We start from the raw sequence: 19,758 nt of genomic DNA on the forward strand, positions 1-19,758 counted from the left end.
TCAAACGCCGGGACAAACGCCGGCTGGGCGCATGGACAATCGCGGAGAGCCGGGACGCTCCTGCAGAGCAGGCTAACTCGCGGTAGGTTGGATCAGTGAGCAACGATCCCTTTGAACTAGCCCAGCAGGCCGCCAAGTACATTGCCGAGAAAACCGGCGTGCCTAACCATGACATTGCCCTGGTCCTCGGAAGCGGCTGGGGCGAGGCCGCCGAACTGATCGGTGAGACCACAGCCACCCTGAACGCCAGTGACATTCCGGGCTTCTCGGCTCCGGCCGTGCAGGGGCATGTGGGCACCATCCGCTCCGTGCTGACGCCGTCGGGCAAGCGCGCGCTGGTCCTGGGCGCCCGCACCCATTACTACGAAGGCAAGGGCGTACGCGCCGTTGTCCACGGTGTGCGCACCGCGGCAGCTGCCGGGGCCAAGGTCATGGTCCTGACCAACGGCTGCGGCGGCCTGAACCCGGATTGGAAGCCCGGCACTCCGGTGCTGATCAGCGACCACCTCAACCTCACCGCAGCTTCCCCGCTGGAAGGTGCCACGTTTGTGGACCTGACGGACCTGTACTCCTCCCGTCTGCGCGAGCTGGCCCGCACCGTGGACCCGACCCTGGATGAGGGCGTGTACGCGCAGTTCACCGGCCCGCACTACGAAACCCCGGCCGAGGTCCGCTACGCCAAGACCATCGGCGCGGACCTGGTGGGCATGTCCACCGCGCTTGAGGCCATCGCGGCCCGGCACGCCGGCATGGAGGTCTTCGGCATCTCCCTGGTCACCAACCTGGCCGCCGGCATCAGCCCCGAGCCGCTCAGCCACGCCGAGGTCCTGGAATCCGGCGCCGCAGCCGGCCCGCGGATTTCCCGCCTGCTGGCTGACATCATCGGCAAGCTCTAGCCAGCTGCCGCTCCCTCTTCCCCGATCCGTAGGTACACTCCATGACGTTGAATCCCACCGAGCTTGACGAGCTCGTGACCGCCGCCCAGAGCTGGGCCGCTGAAGATCCCGACCCGGCCACAGCCGCGGAGCTGCGGGCACTGCTCACATCCGCAGCGGGTGCAGGGGCCGCGGCAGTTGCCGCCGCCGAAGAACTGGAAGACCGCTTTACGGGCACCCTGGAGTTTGGCACCGCCGGCCTGCGCGCTGCCCTGGGCGCCGGCCCGCGCCGCATGAACCGGGTGGTGGTGCGCCGCACCGCCGCCGGCATCGCCTCTTTCCTGCAGGACACGTCCGGTGACCGGTACACCCCCAGCGCCGTGATCGGCTACGACGCGCGGCACAACTCCCACGCGTTCGCACTGGAGACCGCCGCCGTGTTCAGCGCCGCTGGCATCGAAACCTTCCTGCTCCCCTGCACGCTCCCGACGCCGGTGCTCGCCTACGCGGTCCGCGCCCTGGACACCGATGCGGGAGTGATGGTCACCGCCAGCCACAACCCCGCGGCGGACAACGGCTACAAGGTCTACCTCGGCGGCCGCACGGTGAAGGGCCCGGGCAAGGGGGCGCAGATCGTCGCTCCGTACGACGCCGAGATCGCCTCCCGCATCAACTACGCCGTGCCGCTGAAGAGCATCGACACCGCGCCGGAGGGCTGGACCGACGTGTCCGAGTCCATCGTTGCCGATTACATCAACGCCGTGGACCGGCTGGTGGCCCGCGACCGTTTCCCGGAGCGGGACCTGAAAATCGTCCTGACCTCCCTGCACGGAGTCGGCGGGGAAACCATGAAGTCCGTGCTGAGGGACGCCGGCTTCCGCAAGGTCATTCCGGTGGCCGCGCAGGCGGAGCCCGATCCCGACTTCCCCACCGTCGCCTTCCCCAACCCGGAAGAGCCCGGTGCGCTGGACCTGGCGCTGGAAACCGCCGTCGAGCACGACGCCGATCTGGTCATCGCAAATGATCCCGACGCCGACCGCGTGGCCGTGGCGGCGAAGAACCCGGCCGACGGACAGTGGCGGATGCTGCGCGGAGATGAAGTCGGCGCCCTGCTGGGCGGGCACCTGACCCGCCGGATCGCCTCCGGCCATTGGAAGGTCCGGGGCGAAAAGACCCGCAGCGGCGTCGTCTTCGCCAACTCCATCGTGTCGTCACGGCTGCTGGCCCGGATTGCCGAGGCTGCCGGCTTCGCCCATGTGGAGACCCTCACCGGGTTCAAGTGGATTTCCCGTGTTCCGCACCTGACCTTCGGCTACGAGGAAGCGCTGGGCTACTGCGTGGCTCCGGGCATGGTGCGCGACAAGGACGGCATTTCGGCTGGCCTGCTCGTCGCGGAGATGGCAGCGGCGCTGAAGGCCACCGGCCGCACCCTCTTTGATGAACTCGATGATCTTGCGGTGCAGCACGGCCTGCACCTGACCGATCAGCTCTCCGTCCGGGTTTCCGACCTGGGCCTGCTGGGCTCCATGATGGCGCAGCTGCGCGTGGAGCCCCCGGTGTCCTTCGCCGGATCTGCGGTGGAGAAGGCAGTGGATCTGTCCCAGGGCAGCGCCGAGCTGCCGCCCACCGACGGTCTGCTGTACCTGACCCGGGACAACACCCGCGTGATCATCCGGCCCTCCGGCACCGAACCCAAGCTCAAGTGCTACCTCGAGGTGATTGTTCCGGTCGAGTCCGCAGCGGATCTTCCCGCCGCCCGCGAGGCCGGGCGTGCGCAACTCGATGCGGTCCTCGCCGATGTCAACGCAGCCCTGGGGTTGTAGGAACTATCCGGTCAGCTGACCGGGAAGCCCGACGGCGGCCTGCGGGAGGGTGCTGCCCTCCCGCAGGAGCCCGCTCACCTGTTCCGGCGGCAGTGGCCGGCTGAAATAGTAGCCCTGGCCGCTGCAGCAGCCCATCTTGTGCAGCTGCGCGGCCTGGGCTGCGGTTTCAATGCCTTCAAAAACGGCTTCCATGCCGGCGGCCCGGATCAGGTTGTGCACCGCGTCCACAAACCGCAGCTGGCCGTCGTCGTCGTCGATGTCCGCAATCAGCGACCGGTCCACTTTCACCGTGTCCACCGGCAGTCGCCGCAGGTAGCTGATGGAGGAATAGCCGGTGCCGAAGTCATCGATTTCCAGCCCGACTCCCAGCGCTTTGAGGGACTTCAGGGAATAGGTTTCCACCTCTCCCCCGGTAATGAACGCGCTTTCGGTGATTTCCAGGATCAAGGCCGAAGCGGGGATGCCTGTCTCCCGCAGCGCCCGGCGGACATGGTCCACCAGGTCCATGCTCTGCAGCTCGGACGCCGCCAGGTTGACGTGCAGCTGGAAGTCTCCCTCGGCCGGCAGCAGGTCCCGCCACCCTGCCAACTGCTCAAGTGCCGCCCGCAGCACCCAACGGCCAATGCCGACAATCAGCCCGGTGTCTTCGGCCAGCGGAATAAACGCATCCGGCATGATGAGCCCCCGGGCGGGATGGTTCCAGCGCACCAGTGCTTCCACCCCCTGCAGCCGTCCCGTTTCCAGCTCCACGACCGGCTGGTAGGCCAGCTGCAGTTCACCGCGCTCCACGGCGTGGCGCAGTTCCCCGGCCAGGTCCCGGCGCAGCTGCCGGCTGTACAGCATTACGGGTTCAAAAAACTTGATCCGCTGCTGGGCATCATCCTTTGCCGCATACATCGCGGTGTCGGCGCGCAGCAGGATGTCATTTCCATCCTCTCCCGGCGCGGCCAAATGGATGCCGATGCTCGCGCGCGGCCAAACATCCAGGTCATCCAGTGTGATCCGGCGCTTCAGCGCTTCCATGATTCTGGTTGCGGCGGTGCGCGACTGCTGCACCGTTGAGACGGGGAGCAGCACAGCGAATTCGTCGCCGCCCAAACGGGCAACCTCATTGTCCGTTCCCGCTGCTGCGACGAGTCGAACGGCAATTTCCATCAGGACCAGGTCTCCGGCGTGGTGGCCGAAGCTGTCGTTGATGTCCTTGAAGCCGTCCAGATCGATCATCAGCACAGCTGGCCCTGGCTCGCCGTCTTTCCGGGCGCTGACCGCGGCGTCGAGCGCCTCCCGCAGCGATGACCGGTTCCCGACGCCGGTGAGTGGATCGGTCATGGCCATGTGCTGCATTTGTTCGTGGGCTTCGCGCAGCTCCTGCGTGCGGGTTTCCACCCGTTCCTCGAAGTCGGCATAAACCTCGCTGAGCTCGCCGGCGAGCAGATTGATGCCGGTGATTACGGCGTCCACCTGGTCCCGGGCCTTCGACGTGGGAATATAGGTGCTCAGGTCTCCCGACGCCATCCGGATAATGCCTTCGACCACCTGGCTTAGCCGGTCGTCCTCAGGGCCCTCGACGGTGCGGACGGCAGGTTCAGGCAATGGGGCACTTTCTTTGTAGCCAGTCGAGTGCTTCGGCTTCGGTGGAGAAGTAGCGCGTGGGACAGGGCTGGGCGTTTCCGCCGAGCAGGAAGTTGGCGATCACCCGGTCCACAGGCGAGACACCAAGAACGGCGACGGCTTCAAGTGAACGGGCGTTGCTGAACACCGTTCGTGCGCTTCGGGTGATGGCCTCTACCCCGGTCAGGACCAGCAGCACCGGCACCTTTCCGGAGGCGGCGAGACGCTCAATCTCCTCATCGGCGGTGGCTGCCATGGACCCGGTGATAACTTCACCGGCGGGCAGAACCAGGACGACATGACCCTCCGGCGCCCGGGTTATCTCCGGTCTGCATAGGGGAACCTCAAGAAGTTCGCCGGTGACGGGCGGCCCAGAGATTTCCGGGTCCATTGAGCTGGATACGTCCGTGCAGTCCTGCTGTGTCATGCTTCCCCCAGAAGCGTCTCGACATCTCTGCGCGCTGGCTCCGCTGTATCGATCCGCACCGTTCCTTAGTAATACTGCATTAATCCCGAATTCTTGCCGGCATCATCATCGGAGGTTCTCACTAATACTCTCCATGAGGCCGCGGAGTTGCAGTGCCCGGCGCTGTGCGCCATGCCCAATGAAGACCTTTTCAGAATGGGCCGCCGCAACCAATGCTTCATCATTCCGCCCCAACTCGTGCAAAGCAAGAGCGGATACAAACTCGACTTCAGCAAGGGTGTGTTCGGGCAGCAGTTCCCGATGATCGAGGATGTTCTGCAACCTCACCGAGGCTTCATCTGCATTCCCTGTCAGCAGCAGCCAATGGGCCCTGGCCATCGAGATTTCCAGCTCCTGAAGAGGGCTCCCACCCGTCACTGAATTCGCGAGCTCTGCCCGCTCAATGCACTCAAGCGTTTCATCGTTGGCAATCCCCGCGGACAATCGGACGAGCGCGGACCCCTTATTGAAGAGTGCCCACGTGTTCACGTCGTTTCCCGGCGCGAGATTTTCGGCCGCCAGTGCGTGGTAATGCAGACCGTTTGCGGCATCATCCTGGAAGAAAGCCACGTTGCCCACCGCCCAGTACGCCTTGCCAGCTACCTCCTGGTCATCTTGCTCAGCGGCTAAACGTGCCATTTCCTGCGCGTGGCGCCAGGCCTCCTTTTCTTCACCACTTTCAGTGAGTGCGGCCACGAGACTGTGCAGCATCTCAATTTCACCGATCACATCGTCAGTACCTTCCCCCCTTAGCGCCGCAACTTCCTGAGCCAAAACCAGGGCTTCTCCCACATGCCCTAGTGCCTCAAGGGCGCGGGAATACATGGCCTTAGCCCTTGCCACCATCCGGGGGTCGCTCTGCAACGCCGGGTGCTCGGATAGAGCTTTGACACTGGCAGCAAACTCCTGCATCTGCCCCAGCTCCAGCTGACACTCCGCAAGAAGAAGTGTCATTCGCCAGTAACCGATGACATCCGCCTCGGTCAGCGCTTTTTCCGCAGCCTCGGCTGCGTGCTCCAAAGCAGCCTTATATTCGCGGCGCTCCCAGTGCTGGCGCGCCTTATATTCGCTTAATATCTGATCAACGGAGTTGTCCAAGTTCCTGGGCACCCTTACTACGCGCTTATCTAAGATGTGGTGAGATTCAGCGTACTCCAGGACCTTCCAACAGTGCCCCCTCCCGGAGAATTATGTCTGTGTAGACACAGTCAGGCACCTGACGCCATCATATGGGACAAAGATTTTCGTTTTTTCCGGTCAGGATGACCTTTCTATCAGTAGTATTTCTATTGCTCGTTGTCGACCGTAAATACTTATTTGGAGGAACAAATGAAGAAACTTGGATCAGCTCTACTTCTTGCCGCGACAATCGCCGTTGCCGGTGCTGCCGCTCCCGCTGTGGCAGCGACGCCCAGCGCGGCTCCTGCAGTCCAGAAGCCGGTAAGCGTTTGGCCGATTATTCTTTAATTTGCCGGCAGTCCCGCTTATGGCCGGCCCCTCCTCGCGGAGATGTCCGGCCATGAGCTTTTAAGCGCCCTGGGCAATCCTCTCTGTGGCAAGATAGTGGGCATGTCTACACCCATTGCGTCCTACATTGACCACACGCTCCTTAAGCCCGAGGCCAGCCGCGAGGACATCCTGAAAGTCTGCGCCGAAGCAGCCGAATACGGATTCAAGTCCGTCTGCGTGAACCCGCTCTGGGTCGGCACCGTACGCAATGCCCTCAAGGGCAGCGGCGTGCTCACCTGCTCCGTCATCGGTTTCCCGCTGGGAGCCACCACCACCGAAGTAAAGGTCGTTGAGGCCCGCGGCGCCCTGCAGGACGGCGCGGATGAAATCGACATGGTCATCGACATCGCCGCAGCCCGCCGCGGTGATCACGACGCCCTGGTCCGGGACATCGCAGCCGTGGCCGACGAGGTCCACACCGGCGGCGGCATCCTGAAGGTCATCATCGAAACATCCCTGCTCACTGACGAGCAGAAGGTCCTGGCCTGCAAGGCGGCCGTGGAAGCCGGCGCCGATTTTGTCAAAACATCCACCGGCTTCAACGGCGGCGGCGCCACTGTGGAAGACGTCGCACTGATGCGCCGGACGGTTGGTCCGGACCTGGGCGTGAAGGCTTCCGGCGGCGTCCGGTCGCGTGAAGACGCGCAGGCAATGATCGACGCCGGAGCCACGCGTATCGGGGCCAGCTCAGGTATCGCTATTGTTAAGGGTGGGAACGCCGCGTCGGACTACTGATCCGCCGGCTACTGAAAACTTTTTGAAACGGAGAACACCATGGCAGGAACACGGTCCAAGCAGCCCACGCACTCGGGTGAAGGGCACCTTGTCAGCAACCTCGTCACCTTTGTCATCTTCCTGGCGATCTTCCTGGTTGGGCTTTACTCCCTGACCTGGCTGTCCCTGGACAACGTCTGGCCGATGGTCATCTGCCTGGCGCTGGCCACCCTGGCGTACTTTGTTCCGTTCCTGATGGGACGCTCGGACACCGCCGAGGTCATGGCCGAAGGCCGCGTACCCAGCGAGTAAACGCGCTTCAGCAGGTTTTCGTCCACGCAACCATGTCAGGTTGCGTGGACGAGTGCTTTAACGAGTAGTCGCCGCAGAGAAGGCACGTACTGATTACGCTAAAACCGCAGCACCGGCCCGTTCTATATTCGACCCATGAGTACCACTATGACGCGCCGCGAATGGCGCCAGGACCGGGCACGTCAGCAGCGCATCAGCCGCATCGGATATGGAATCGTGGTGGCCACGGCGCTGATGTGCGTGGCGGTGCTCATCGTGGCCCTCACGCAGGGCGCCGGCTAATCCCAGCAGGCACCCTGCCCCCCCCCCCCCCCAATCCCTGAACGCCCCGTCTATTCCTTGAAAACCGCGTCCACAACCTGCTGCGCCCAGGCCAGGATTTCGGCGTCGACCAGGTCCCGCCCGCCAATCCGGGCGGTCTTGGGCTTGGGCACCAGCACCGCGTTCAGCGCCGGCTTGACCTGGGCGCCGGGGTACATCCGCTGCAGCCGCATGGTGCGCGATTCGGGCAGGTCCGCCGGGGCGAACTTGATGAAATTCCCCTGCAGGGCGACGTCGGTCAGACCGGCTTCGCGGGCGTTGACCCGGAACCGGGCCACCTCAATCAGGTTCTTCACGGCCTGCGGCGGCTCGCCGTAGCGGTCCACCAGCTCCGCGAGCACCTCGTCGATCGCCTCGTAGGTGACCGCGGAGGCCAGCTTGCGGTACGCCTCCAGCCGCAGCCGCTCCCCCGGCACGTAGTCATGCGGCAGGTGCGCGTTGACCGGCAGCTCGATCTTCATCTCGGCGGCCTTCTCCTCGGCCTCGCCGCGGTAATCAGCCACCGCCTCGCCGACCAGCCGGATGTACAGATCAAAGCCGACGCCGGCTATGTGTCCGGACTGCTCCCCGCCGAGCAGGTTGCCCGCGCCGCGGATTTCCAGGTCCTTCATGGCCAGCTGCATGCCGGCGCCGAGTTCGTTGTGCGTGGCCACGGCCTTGAGCCGTTCCAGCGCCACCTCGCCCAGCGGCTTCTCCGACGGATACAGGAAGTACGCGTAGGCGCGCTCCCGGCCGCGGCCCACGCGTCCGCGCAGCTGGTGCAGCTGGGAGAGGCCAAAGTGGTCCGCGCGGTCCACAATCAGGGTGTTGGCGTTGGAAATATCCAGTCCGGTTTCAATGATGGTGGTGCACACCAGCACGTCGAAGCGCTTTTCCCAGAAGTCGACAATGATCTGCTCAAGCCGGGATTCACTCATCTGCCCGTGTGCGACGGCGATGCGCGCTTCCGGGACGAGCTCCTGCAGGTGCGCGGCAGTGCGGTCGATCGAGGACACCCGGTTGTGCACGAAGAACACCTGCCCTTCACGCATCAGTTCGCGGCGGATTGCAGCCGAAGCCTGCCGGTCCGTGTATGGACCCACATAGGTCAGCACCGGATGCCGTTCCTCCGGCGGCGTCGCCAGCGTGGAGGTTTCGCGGATGCCGGTCAGGGACATTTCCAGGGTGCGGGGAATCGGCGTCGCACTCATGGCCAGGACGTCCACGTTGGTGCGCATCTTCTTCAGCGCTTCCTTGTGCTCGACGCCGAAGCGCTGCTCCTCGTCCACGATCACCAGGCCCAGGTCCTTGAACTGGACCTCCTGCGACAGCAGCCGGTGCGTGCCGATGACCACGTCCACCGATCCGCTCCTGACGCCCTCGATGGTTTCCTTGGCCTGCTTGGCGGTCTGGAAGCGGGACAGTGACTCCACCCGCACGGGGAAGCCGGAGAAACGCTCGCCGAAGGTTTCCATGTGCTGCTGGGCCAGCAGCGTGGTGGGCACCAGGATGGCCACCTGCTTGCCGTCCTGCACCGCCTTGAACGCGGCGCGCACCGCAATTTCGGTTTTGCCGTACCCCACGTCGCCGGAGACCAGCCGGTCCATGGGAACTTCCTTCTCCATGTCGGCCTTGACCTCGTTGATGGTGGTCAGCTGGTCGGGGGTTTCCACGTAGGGGAAGGCTTCCTCCAGCTCGCGCTGCCAGGGGGTGTCCTTCGCAAAGGCATGGCCCTTGGACGCCATCCGGGCCGAGTACAGCCGGATCAGCTCGCCGGCAATTTCCTTGACGGCCTTCCGGGCCCGGGACTTGGTCTTCGCCCAGTCCGAGCCGCCCATCTTGGACAGCACCGGCGTTTCCCCGCCCACGTAGCGGGTGATCTGGTCCAGCTGGTCGGTCGGCACAAAGAGCCGGTCGCCGGGGCCGCCGCGCTTGGCCGGTGCGTATTCGAGCACCAGGTATTCACGCACGGTCTTGTTTTGCCCGGCGCCGGTGGCCCGCTGGATCAGCTCCACAAACTTGCCCACACCGTGCTGCTCGTGCACCACAAAGTCACCTTCGTGCAGCTGCAGCGGGTCGACGGCGTTGCGCCGCTTCGAGGGCATCTTGCGCATGTCGCGGGTTGAGTAGGCGCTGGCCCGGCCCAGCAAGTCCGCCTCGGTCAGCAGGCCCGTCTTGAGCCCGTCAAAAACGTAGCCGCGGCCGGCGCTGGCGGTGGTGATCGAGATGATGCCCGGCACCGGTTCGGTATCCAGAGATTCGGTGAGCGACGCCGGAATGTCGTTGTCGCGGAACAGCTCGGCCAGGCGGGAGGCCGGGCCGGGACCTTCGGTGACGACGACGACGCGCCAGGCGTCGCGGACGCGGGATCCGATGAACTCCATCATTTCCGCGACGTCGCCCTGGTAGCCGCGCGGTTCGCGGGCGTTGATGGTCAGGGTGTCGATGTCCAGGACGGTCTCGTCGTCCGGGTTGAAGGAGGTGATGGACCACCAGCCCACCGAGTTCGCGAGCGCCGCGGAGCGGGTGTCGGCCAGGGACCGGAAGCTCGCCGCTTCCAGGTCCGCACTGATGCCGGCGGACAAATCCAGCGGTGCCGCACCGCCGTCGGACGCTGTGGCCCAGGCTGCGGCGAGGAACTCCTCATTGGTGGCGGCCAGGTCATGCGCGCGGGCCCGGACCTTCTCGGGTTCAACCACCACGGAGAGCGATCCGGCGGGCAGCTCGCCCATCAGCGGCACCATTTCATCCACCAGCACCGGGGCCAGGGATTCCATGCCCTCAACGGCAATGCCGCCGGCGATCTTCTCCAGCATGTCCGCGGCGGCGGGCATCTGGCTCTGCAGCTTCGCGGCGCGGCTCATGACCGAGGGGGTGATGAGGATTTCCCGGCAGGGCGGCGCATACAGTTCGGTGGGATGCGTGATGTGCGGTCCGGTCAGGGTCCGCTGGTCCGCGACGGCGAACCAGCGCATCGAATCCACCTCGTCACCGAAGAAGTCGATGCGGATCGGATGGTCCTCGGTGGGCGGGAAAACATCGAGAATGCCGCCGCGCACGGCGAACTCGCCGCGGTGCGAGACCATGTCCACCCGCGCGTAGGCGGCTTCCGAGAGCTGCTTGACGACGGCGTCGAACTGGCGCTCCTCCCCCACCTTCAGGGAAACCGGCTGCAGGTCACCGAGCCCAGCCACCAACGGCTGCACGACGGCGCGCACCGGGGCCACGATCACGGAGATCGGGTGACCCTCGGGGTGGGCGAGGCGGCGCAGCACCGACAGGCGGCGGCCCACGGTGTCCGAGCGCGGGGAAAGGCGTTCATGCGGCAGGGTTTCCCAGGAGGGGAACTCCTCGATGCCGGCCAGCGGCAGGTAGGAGCGCAGGGCAGCGGCAAGATCCTCGGCCTCGCGGCCCGTCGCGGTAATGGCCAGCACCACGGGAGGTGCGGTGGCCTCGTTGGTGGTTCCGGCGTCGTCGGCCGCAGCCGCGAGACCATCAACCATCTCCGCCAGCAATGCCGCCCGCATGCCCTGCGGTGCGCCGATCTGCAGATCCTCGCTGCGCCGCTCGGGCGTGCGTGATGCGAGGGTTCGCACCCGTGCGTAGGACGGGTCTTCGGCCAGTGCGGCGCGCAGTCCGTTCAGACTCATGGGCAGGGGCTCTCCTTGGCTGTGGCGGCGCAGCCGGGGTGCGGCTGCAACATGGATGAGGCTAAGCAACGCAAATACCCGAAGTTCACTAAGGAACCCCGGGGCTTTTCTTCCAGACTACCCGCTGTGCAGGGGCTGGAAATGCCCCGTCCGCTCCCGGCGGATGCGGCTGACCGGGGGCTGGGGTGGTCCCGGATGTGCCGGCCGGAGTGGCGCCCGATCGGAGGATTACCAACTTGGCTGCTGCTGCCGGTCTGGGATTCTGCTGCCGTTTAGGGATTCTGCTGGCGCTAGGAAGACTTCACCGCCCTGACTGGCCCGGTTTTCCTGCCATTCCGAGCAATCCCTGCCGTTCCGGGCAGTTTCTGCCGGTCCGCAGTGGCAGGAAATGCTCCAAACGGACGGTTCCGCCCAAAACGGAGGGTTCTCCACGCGGACCCCAGATTCAAGCTGGGTTGCTCGACGCGGGCTGGACTTCGGGCCGGACAGGAACACGGACAGGCCCCCATGCCTGGAGGCAGCAGAAACGCGGACGGCCAAATGCACGGGCCTCCCATGGATTTTCGCCGGACCCCCTGCCACGCTTGAAAGGCACGGGCACTCACCAAGCTGCAGACCCCACGCCACGTAAGGATCGGCCCATGGCACGCAAAATTCTTCTGCTGATTTCCGCGCTTACCCTCTCGCTGATGGCCCTGACCGGGTGCAACAACGACAACGAGTCCGGGGGCAACTCGTACTCAGCCGACAATGAAGAATCGAACCCCACCGCCAGCCCGGAGTCCTCCGGCGGGGACACGGCTGCGGCCTGCGCTTCCGCGTCTCCGGGCAGCGCGGCGCAGGAAAGCTGCGAGGCCCAGGGCGTGCCGGGAGTAACGGAAAACCCGGAGCGGTGCGGCAGCACCACTCCCAGCCCGATCGCCAGCGGCATCATCCAGGGGACCTTCGGCCCGTGGTGTGAGAACGCCATTGCCAGCAGCTATGACTCCTCGGCCGTGCCGGATGGAGCGGACACCACCATCACAATCTCCGAAACCGAGGCTGACACCACGCTGGAGATGATCGCGCGCGGCTTCGCGCCCAACACCGAGTTCAGCGCCAGCTTGCGTCAGCGGCTGTGCGGCGCGTCCCCCGCGGATGCAGGCGAAGAGTACGAAGACACCCGGAGCCAGGAGTCTGATGACCTGGACCTGGACTTCACCACCGATGAAACCGGCGGCTCCACTGCCAGCGTCACGGTGCCGTGGGTCCTGCCCGACGACGGCATCGGACGGTCGCTGCTGATCACCCTTGACGACGGCGAGACCGCGAGCCCTGACGCGGCCGACGATGACCGCGCCGTGGCCTGCGTCAGTCTGGAGCGCTAGCGGCCCCACCGGAGCTGGGGATTACCGGCTCTCCCGGAAAGAGGCAATCATCGCCTGGATTTGCCGGTGCTCATCCGATGCAACATAGGCCTTCGCTTCCTGCAGCGTCCCGAAGTCCCGGTTGGAAATAAAGAGGACCGTCCGCCGGATCGAACCGTTGCTGTCCAGCACTCCAGTGTCCACTTGGACCATCCCGTACATCAGCATGGGAGTCCTGGTGCTCTGCGGCGGCACCGCGGTTGCGGTGAGGGAGGTAACCATACGGACGTTGTCCGGCCACTCGTATTTGGCCCGTTCCGACGGGTTCTCAGACAGGTCCATGGCTATGGTGCGCGCGGCAATGGTTCCGGTTACAGAGAGCGGGTCCGGGCCTGCCCAGTCCCCGAGATAAACCACTGGCTGTTCCGGGCAGCCGTCCTGCATGCAGGACAGGTCCCAAGTCAGCAGGATGTCCAGCGAAGCCAGATCTTCTCCCTGCGGCCCGGTGACAGTCACCGTCCCGTAGCCGGGCCCCGTGGCGGGGTCCGTTTCCTCGACAGTCCAGTTGGAGGGGTGGTCAAAGGAATACTCCACGTCCTCCCGTATTCCGGAGAAGGTGGTCAGCGCCGTGGAGGGACTCGACGGCGGCGAGCTGGTTGGCGTCGAAGTGTCGGGAGCCGAGTCATCGCCCGATCCCGTGCACGAGGAGAGGACCACCGCAAACCCCAGGCCTGCGGCGAGGAAAGCTGACCGGATTGGACGCTTCATGAGGGGCCTCCTCTGGGTCGGTGATCCCCCTGTCCGTAAATGGTAGGCCGCCCCGGCGCCCGGCCGGCGCCGGTCCTCCGCCCCTTACTCAGGTAGCTGCACCGGTTCGCTCCTGCCCTGCCCGGCTCCGCAGGCGTTTCGGAGCTGGGGACCGGTGGACATTAGGATGTTTCTGGGCCGGTAGGAGCCACGCGCATCTGCGTGCGGACCGCCGGCAAGACTGCATACCTATCTGGAGGACCCATGGCGCTGAACGCCTCGACCACCCTGTCACACGACGTCCGCACGGTTACCGACACGTTCGCGAACGAGGATTTCCTGCGCTCCGTCAGTGAGCACGTGGGCGGTTCCCTGATTTCGGTGACCGTCGACGGCGACACGGCCGGCGCATTTGTCCTCACCGCCGTCCGCACCCTGCCGACCGACCGGCTGCCGGACATCGCCAAGAAGTTTGTCGGCGCCACCCTGACCGTGACGCAGAAGGAGAACTGGGCGGCACCGGCTGCCGACGGCTCCCGCGAGGCCAGCATTGAGCTCTCCGTGGGCGGCGTTCCGCTGAAGGTCACCGCCACCCAGCGCCTGGTCGCCGTCGGCGAAGACACCCGTGTGGACGTGGACGGCAAGGTCAGCTCCTCCATCCCCTTCCTGGGCGACAAGATCGCCAAGCAGGCCGAGCCGATGATTGGCAAGGCCCTGACCATCCAGGCCAGCCAGGCCGGCAAGTGGATCGAAAGCCGCAAGGCCTGATCCGTGGATAACGGCATCGTCCTGCCCACCGCCCTTGCGGTCATCCTCATCATTGGCGGGCTGTGGTCCCTGATTGTCTGGCCGCCGTACCTGATCGAGGCCTACAAGAGCCCGAAGGCCCGCGATGAAAAGGGGGCACCAACCCGGTACCTGACGGTCAACCTGATGAAGGTCACCACCTCCATGCTCTTTGGATTGGTCGCCATCATTATCGGTTTCCGGGGGCTGATGGGTTAAACCCGCCCGGCGGTGCCAGAATGCGGATATCCCGTTTTTCTGTCTGAGGAGTTCCATGGCACCGGATCAGCAGCACCAGCACGACGGCGGCGCGCCCGTGCCGCCCAAGGCGGCCGGCAGCACGATTCTGGGCCGGGCCAGTTATCCGGAAGTCCTGCGCATCGGCGAAATCCTGCGCAAGGAAACGGTCGGCGGGATCCTGCTGCTGATCGCCACGGTGGCGGCGCTGATCTGGGCCAACTCCCCGGCGTCGGACTCCTACTTCACCATCCGCGATTTCGACTTTGGCTACGAACCGTGGCATCTGAAGCTCAGTGTCGGCGAGTGGGCCGCTGACGGCCTGCTCGCCGTCTTCTTTTTCCTGGTCGGACTGGAGCTCAAGCGCGAGTTCGTGGCCGGGGACCTGCGCCAGCTCAGCAAGGCGATCGTGCCCGTGGCCGCGGCGGCGGGCGGCGTCGTCGTTCCAGCGGTGATCTATGCCGTGATCAACGCGGTCTCCGGATCCGACGGGCTGCGCGGCTGGGCGATTCCCACCGCCACCGACATCGCCTTTGCCCTGGCCGTGCTGGCCGTCATCAGCTCGCATCTGCCCTCGGCGCTGCGGATTTTCCTGCTGACCCTGGCCGTGGTGGATGACCTGCTGGCCATCACCATCATCGCGTTCTTCTACACCGATGACCTTCACCTGCTGTATCTGGGCATCATGCTGGTGCCGCTGGCCCTGTTCCTGTATCTGGCGCAGTCCAAGCGCCGGATCTTTGCCACCCATCCCGCGGCCGCCTGGCTGATCCTGCTGCCGGTCGGGGTGGTGGTGTGGGCGCTTATGCATGCCTCGGGGGTGCATGCGACCGTTGCCGGCGTGCTGCTGGGCTTCTGCATTCCGGTGCTGCGCCGCGGCCCCGACGGCAAACCCGTGCAGCCGGAACCGGGCAAGCCGGGCCTGGCCGAGATCTTCGAGCACCGGTTCCGGCCAATCTCCGCCGGCTTCGCCGTTCCGGTGTTTGCATTCTTCTCCGCCGGTGTCGCCATCGGCGGGATCAGCGGTCTGGGCTCCGCGCTGACCGATCCGGTGGCGCTCGGCATCCTAGCCGGGCTGGTGGCCGGCAAGCCGCTGGGCATTCTGGCCACCACCTGGATCCTCACCGCCGCCACCCGGGCCAGGCTTGATGCCACGGTCAAATGGATCGACCTGTTCGGCATCGGCATTCTGGCCGGCATCGGCTTCACCGTCTCGCTGCTGGTCAATGACCTCAGCTTCGATCCGGGCACCGAGCACAATGACCACGCCAAGGTGGCAATCCTGGCGGCGTCGGTGACCGCCGCGCTGCTGGCCTCCATCCTGCTGCGGATCCGCAACCGGATTTACCGCCGCATCGAGGAGGAGGAAACCCGGGATGAGGACGCCGACGGGATTCCGGATGTTTATGAGGACGACGACGGCGGGCGGTAGTTCTGCGGATACCTCAACACTTCTGGCCCCACGAATAGAACTGGTAGCCCTGCAGGTACACCGGGTCCCCAGCCAGAGATCCGTTCATGGGCTGAACCCGAACACTATAGGTGGCAAAGTACGGTGCCTCGCCGCTTTCCGGCTGTGGACGCATGATTCGGAAGGAGGCGCTGGTCCCGGTCGACAGCAGTTCGCCGCCGTAGCTGCGGTCCCCGTTGACCATCGTGACGGAATATCCTGTGGCGCCACTGGCGCCCGTCCAGCTCATCTTGAGATCTGAATACCCTGCCGCTCCGCCCACCGTCACGGGTGTGGAGCAAACCAGTGGTGCAACACTGCCCACGGGTGAAGCGCCAGTCGGTTCGCTCCAGTAGCAGTTACTGGTGTTGTAGTGCTCGTACTCGTAGGTGAAATACAGCGGATCACCCGGGACCGCGCCGGCCATGGGCATGACTCGTACGGTGTATTTCGTGTAGAACAGGGAAGGCCCGGTGCCGGGTTTACCGTTTTGATCTGCTAGCCGGTCAAAACGGAAGTCGGCAGCGGCCGCCGCCACGGTTTTAGATTGGTCGTACGTAAAGGTGCCGTTCTTTCCTTTCACTGTGACGACATAACTGGTGGCTCCGGCGGCGCCGGTCCAGGAGAAGCGGATGTCAGCGTAGTTGTTGGGGCGCATCTTTTCGTAGTCCAGCAGCGGCTTACAGGTGTAGCCATTGAGCGTCCCCGGCCTGGACTGGAGCGCAGGCTGCGCGCCAACCAGTGTGGTGTTGGCCGGCAGATCCGAACGCGTGGTGGCAGTGATGGCAACGGCAGCCGACTGGCTCCAATAGGCATACGCTGCCGTGCCGCCGATGCCCAGCACCACGGTCAGCGCAAACGCGATGACGGCGGTGCGGAAACCCGGCTGGGCACGAACCCATCCCAGTGCGCCGAGGCGCTGCCCGGGCTTGGCTCCCGATTCTTGCTTAGTCATGCGACCCTTTCGGGCAGAGTTACGCGGTGAGGTGGCACCCGTCCCTGGCGGGAAGGACAACGAGCGTGCTTCGTGCGGATGGCCTGTGGACGGTTGACTTGATCAGCAGGTAAACCATGAGATAAGGCTGCTGTTGGAACGCAGGCTGGTGGCGGGGCTGGCCTTGGACGGAGATAAAATCTGGGTGCCCACATCTACTACTCCGGGCGCGGCCACTCCTGGAGCCAGGAACCCCGTCGATATTGTCATCGAACCGGTTCTCAGCCCCATCCAGGAGTTCAATGGTTCGCCGTTCACTCGAAGTGAGGCCGGCTCAAAGAAAGTGGTCTGCGCGGGGAACGCATAGTCAACGGTGTCTCTCGACGTTGAAATCCGGAGGACGTAGACAGCATCGCCCGGCATTCCAGCCGGAGCCGTCCAGCTGACGCGGGTATAAAAGGACCGGTCGTTGCAGATCGGCGCCGCTACGGACGGGAGATCTGGACGTTCGGTCGCCACGATGAGGTTCGCGTCAATTCTCAGGCTCCAGTAGGCATAAGCAGCAGACCCTCCGAGACCGAGAACCACCGTCAGCACGAACGCGATGGTCGCTGAGCGGAAGCCGGGCTGGGCCCGGAGACGAGTGAACCACCCTCCCCCGTTAGAGACAGATTCGCTGTCGGATGCAGCCCCCAGCTGCTTCTTACTCATACCGGCCTTCCCGGACCCGAAATACAACTGCGGCCGCAAAAAGTACAAACACTGCTATCAGGAGCGTACCTGAAAGCGACCGAATGATCGGTTCCACTGTGCTCTGGAAACCAGCCGGAACAATCTCCGCCGGGGGTTGTTGCACGGCCGGGGCAGCAGCCTGCGGTGGACGTGTTTCAACCTGGCGTTCCGGCAACGCAGCCGGGAAAACAGTGTTGGACAGCGCGGCAGGACCGCCGCCGGATGTTCCGGGCAGGGTCACCAGTTCCTGGCGGGTCCCGTTCGCTGCGCTCCCGCTGAGGTCTTCCGGAGGTGTTGCCGACCCGGCCGGAGGCTGGACGGGTCCGGACAGCGCGTCACAGGCCTGGCGCGGTGCAGCGTCCTGGGATTCCAAGAGGAAAACCACATCAAAATCTGCAGAGCGGTTCATCGTGTCATTCGAAGCGTCAGTGGAAAGGTCGACGACGAGGCCCAGTTCGAGTTCCTCGCCGGCGGCCATGTCCCAGATCTCAGGGACATCGGTGCAGCTTCCCACCCCACCCATAAGGGAGCGAACCGGCAAGTTGGAGGTAAGCCCTGCGGCCAGGCCGAGCTGCCGATTCAACTCGGGATCCGACCGGACCATAATCGCAGCCGAGGACAGCCGGGCCGGCTCCCCGCTGCCGTTGCGGATCCAGATGGTGGCGCTGGTTGTTGCGCCGGGAACAAATTGCAGCGCGTCGGTGAAGATGGGTCCCGCTATGGACGGAGCGTACGTTTTCCCGTCGAGGCTGAATTCCAGATAGTCATTGGCTGCGAAGGCACCGGGTGCTCCGGCCAGGGAAACGGCTGCAGCAACGGCACCGACGGCGGTGGCGCCGATCAGTCGCCGGCACCATCCCGCCGTGGATGCGGTAAACCGGTTCATCAGACGGTGGCATGCTTTCGGATCTCGGTGCGGTGTCCGCGGGTTGAGGGGTAGCCGGTGGAGTGGTCGTGGTCGCAGCCATCGCAGTCCGTCAGGATGGGATCGCCGGATTCGAGGTACTCGAAACCACTCTCAGCAGACGAGCCGAAAGTCGGGAAGATGGAGTCATCGTCGCTACCGGCGCCGGGACCCTGTTCGGTAGGGCCTTCCGGGGATGCGTCGTCGTCCTTGCGCTTCTTAGCCAGGGCGCCGCGGACCAGCGTGATCACGCCGTAACCCATGAGTGCGACGGCACCCCACTGGGCAATGGCACCGCGGTCGGAGTTGCCCAGGCCGTTGGCGATGAAGCCAACAAACGGCACCGCGTAGAAGAGTTTGCCCTTCACCTGGATTTCGCGGACGGGCAGTTCGTCTTCAACGCTGTTGTTGTCGCCCTTGGTGGTGAAGATGGTTTCGCCGCTCTGATCCGCGCCCACGGAGGTAACGCGGTGGGTAATGACGGCGGGTGAGCCGGATTCGATCTGGTAGGTGATGATGTCGCCGACGGTCAGTTCTTCAAAGGGAACGGGCTTCACCACGAGGAAGGTGCCTGGGGCATACTTCGGGGCCATGGAGCTGGTGAGCACGCTGTAGGTCTGGGAGCCGGTAATCATGGGCACAACCACCAGGGCCAGGGCCGCCATGGCAGTCAGGCACAGCGCGAGGTAACTAAGACCGGTGCCAACGACGCTGAGGACGGTGGTGGGCTTTTCTGCTCTTCTGCGGCCGTGCGACATGTTGACTATCCTTTGCTGTGCATCGTTGTTACCGGTCATGCCGGCATTTGACTGACGGTGAGCGCGGCGGGAACGGTGGTTGTTCTGCCCAGAATCGATACCGGGGTATTTGCCTTCAGTGTTGCCTTGACGCAAATGGTTTTGCTCTGCTCTTTGGCGATGACGCCCAAGTCCGGCATTCCGGCGTATGTGGCTGTCTCACAGCTCTGGCCTGCAAGCGGCACCGTGGTCTGAATAGTCAGATATTCGGCGAAACCCTCAGTTGCCAGGCCAGCAGTAACTTTCGGTTTGACGGTCATCGCGCTGGTGGCATTCACCTTGTTGGTAACCACAAAACTGGTGAACGAGTTGCCGCCGGGCTTGATCTCCGCGAGATTGAGGGCCAGGGGCTGCGCCAGGGATTTCATTTCCACGTTGTTCACCAGGATCCTGAAATCCGCGGACTGAACGGTTCCGGCGTTGGACGGAACCACCGCATTCCATAGTGCATAACTCCCCTGGACCGTCATGAGGCCAAGCACCACGGCCACGATGATCAAACCGGCCGCTTTCAGTGCTCGAAGGCTCTTCATCGGTTTTGTCTCCAGGGGGAACAGGCTGTGCG

Annotated in this window: 19 protein-coding genes; 9 read left to right on the plus strand and 10 right to left on the minus strand. The window is 64.6% G+C overall.

All coding sequences use genetic code 11. The annotated features are described in order from the left end of the window. Positions 1-95 precede the first annotated feature (95 nt). Positions 96-896 (plus strand): purine-nucleoside phosphorylase, encoded by an 801-nt coding sequence (locus AAE021_RS10310; protein WP_342022246.1) that lies wholly within the window; start codon positions 96-98, stop codon positions 894-896. A gap of 41 nt (positions 897-937) precedes the next feature. Further along, positions 938-2,698 carry a phospho-sugar mutase gene (locus AAE021_RS10315; protein ID WP_342022247.1) on the plus strand — a complete coding sequence of 587 codons (1,761 nt, stop codon included), beginning with the start codon at positions 938-940 and terminating at the stop codon, positions 2,696-2,698. A 3-nt stretch (positions 2,699-2,701) separates the two neighbouring features. Here AAE021_RS10315 and AAE021_RS10320 read toward each other — a convergent pair whose 3' ends face one another. From AAE021_RS10320 to AAE021_RS10330, 3 genes are all read right to left on the minus strand, one after another. Beyond that, the gene (locus tag AAE021_RS10320) at positions 2,702-4,291 is read right to left on the minus strand and encodes a putative bifunctional diguanylate cyclase/phosphodiesterase (RefSeq protein WP_342022248.1); all 1,590 of its coding nucleotides are present in this window, start codon (positions 4,289-4,291) and stop codon (positions 2,702-2,704) included. Then, positions 4,284-4,565, minus strand: coding sequence for an STAS/SEC14 domain-containing protein (locus tag AAE021_RS10325; RefSeq protein WP_342022249.1), 282 nt, complete (start codon positions 4,563-4,565; stop codon positions 4,284-4,286). The genes AAE021_RS10320 and AAE021_RS10325 overlap by 8 nt, the downstream gene beginning before the upstream one ends. A 276-nt stretch (positions 4,566-4,841) precedes the next feature. Continuing rightward, complete coding sequence (locus AAE021_RS10330) at positions 4,842-5,873, minus strand: hypothetical protein (protein WP_342022250.1); 1,032 nt, start codon at positions 5,871-5,873, stop codon at positions 4,842-4,844. 471 nt (positions 5,874-6,344) lie between these two features. Here AAE021_RS10330 and deoC point away from each other — a divergent pair, with 471 nt between their 5' ends. The 3 genes from deoC (at position 6,345) to AAE021_RS10345 (ending at position 7,592) form a co-directional block, all read left to right on the plus strand. Further along, positions 6,345-7,019, plus strand: coding sequence for a deoxyribose-phosphate aldolase (deoC, locus tag AAE021_RS10335; RefSeq protein ID WP_342022251.1), 675 nt, complete (start codon positions 6,345-6,347; stop codon positions 7,017-7,019). 39 nt (positions 7,020-7,058) lie between these two features. Continuing rightward, the gene (locus tag AAE021_RS10340) at positions 7,059-7,310 is read left to right on the plus strand and encodes a hypothetical protein (protein ID WP_342022252.1); all 252 of its coding nucleotides are present in this window, start codon (positions 7,059-7,061) and stop codon (positions 7,308-7,310) included. Between the two features lie 135 nt (positions 7,311-7,445). Next, positions 7,446-7,592 (plus strand): hypothetical protein, encoded by a 147-nt coding sequence (locus AAE021_RS10345; protein WP_170290209.1) that lies wholly within the window; start codon positions 7,446-7,448, stop codon positions 7,590-7,592. A 50-nt stretch (positions 7,593-7,642) separates the two neighbouring features. Here AAE021_RS10345 and mfd read toward each other — a convergent pair whose 3' ends face one another. Further along, positions 7,643-11,260 (minus strand): transcription-repair coupling factor, encoded by a 3,618-nt coding sequence (gene mfd / locus AAE021_RS10350; RefSeq protein ID WP_342022253.1) that lies wholly within the window; start codon positions 11,258-11,260, stop codon positions 7,643-7,645. Between the two features lie 641 nt (positions 11,261-11,901). Here mfd and AAE021_RS10355 point away from each other — a divergent pair. Continuing rightward, positions 11,902-12,627 carry a hypothetical protein gene (locus AAE021_RS10355; protein ID WP_342022254.1) on the plus strand — a complete coding sequence of 242 codons (726 nt, stop codon included), beginning with the start codon at positions 11,902-11,904 and terminating at the stop codon, positions 12,625-12,627. Between the two features lie 21 nt (positions 12,628-12,648). On the opposite strand, the gene AAE021_RS10360 is transcribed toward AAE021_RS10355, so the two are convergent. After that, positions 12,649-13,374, minus strand: a complete 726-nt coding sequence (locus AAE021_RS10360; RefSeq protein ID WP_342022255.1) for a hypothetical protein — start codon at positions 13,372-13,374, stop codon at positions 12,649-12,651. Between the two features lie 243 nt (positions 13,375-13,617). Between AAE021_RS10360 and AAE021_RS10365 the strand changes: the two genes are divergently transcribed. Genes AAE021_RS10365 through nhaA form a run of 3 tightly spaced genes read left to right on the plus strand, consistent with a single transcriptional unit; the run spans position 13,618 to position 15,808 of the window. Continuing rightward, positions 13,618-14,121 carry a DUF2505 domain-containing protein gene (locus tag AAE021_RS10365; protein ID WP_342022256.1) on the plus strand — a complete coding sequence of 168 codons (504 nt, stop codon included), beginning with the start codon at positions 13,618-13,620 and terminating at the stop codon, positions 14,119-14,121. 3 nt (positions 14,122-14,124) lie between these two features. Then, positions 14,125-14,358, plus strand: a complete 234-nt coding sequence (locus tag AAE021_RS10370; RefSeq protein WP_342022257.1) for an SCO4848 family membrane protein — start codon at positions 14,125-14,127, stop codon at positions 14,356-14,358. A gap of 55 nt (positions 14,359-14,413) precedes the next feature. Continuing rightward, positions 14,414-15,808, plus strand: coding sequence for a Na+/H+ antiporter NhaA (nhaA, locus tag AAE021_RS10375; RefSeq protein ID WP_342022258.1), 1,395 nt, complete (start codon positions 14,414-14,416; stop codon positions 15,806-15,808). A gap of 13 nt (positions 15,809-15,821) precedes the next feature. Here nhaA and AAE021_RS10380 read toward each other — a convergent pair whose 3' ends face one another. The 5 genes from AAE021_RS10380 to AAE021_RS10400 form a co-directional block, all read right to left on the minus strand. Continuing rightward, positions 15,822-16,781: a hypothetical protein gene (locus tag AAE021_RS10380; protein WP_342022259.1), complete on the minus strand. Its 960-nt coding sequence runs from the start codon at positions 16,779-16,781 to the stop codon at positions 15,822-15,824. Between the two features lie 102 nt (positions 16,782-16,883). After that, entirely contained in the window at positions 16,884-17,471 is a 588-nt protein-coding gene (locus AAE021_RS10385; RefSeq protein ID WP_342022260.1) for a hypothetical protein, read from the minus strand. Then, positions 17,464-18,378 carry a hypothetical protein gene (locus AAE021_RS10390; protein ID WP_342022261.1) on the minus strand — a complete coding sequence of 305 codons (915 nt, stop codon included), beginning with the start codon at positions 18,376-18,378 and terminating at the stop codon, positions 17,464-17,466. Before AAE021_RS10390 ends, AAE021_RS10385 begins: the two co-directional genes overlap by 8 nt. After that, positions 18,378-19,154: a signal peptidase I gene (locus tag AAE021_RS10395; RefSeq protein ID WP_342022262.1), complete on the minus strand. Its 777-nt coding sequence runs from the start codon at positions 19,152-19,154 to the stop codon at positions 18,378-18,380. The genes AAE021_RS10390 and AAE021_RS10395 overlap by 1 nt, the downstream gene beginning before the upstream one ends. Positions 19,155-19,189: 35 nt before the next feature. After that, the gene (locus AAE021_RS10400; protein WP_342022263.1) at positions 19,190-19,693 is read right to left on the minus strand and encodes a hypothetical protein; all 504 of its coding nucleotides are present in this window, start codon (positions 19,691-19,693) and stop codon (positions 19,190-19,192) included. Positions 19,694-19,758: the final 65 nt, after the last annotated feature.

Source organism: Arthrobacter citreus, assembly GCF_038405225.1.
In the GTDB taxonomy this organism is placed as follows: Bacteria; Actinomycetota; Actinomycetes; order Actinomycetales; family Micrococcaceae; genus Arthrobacter_B; species Arthrobacter_B citreus_A.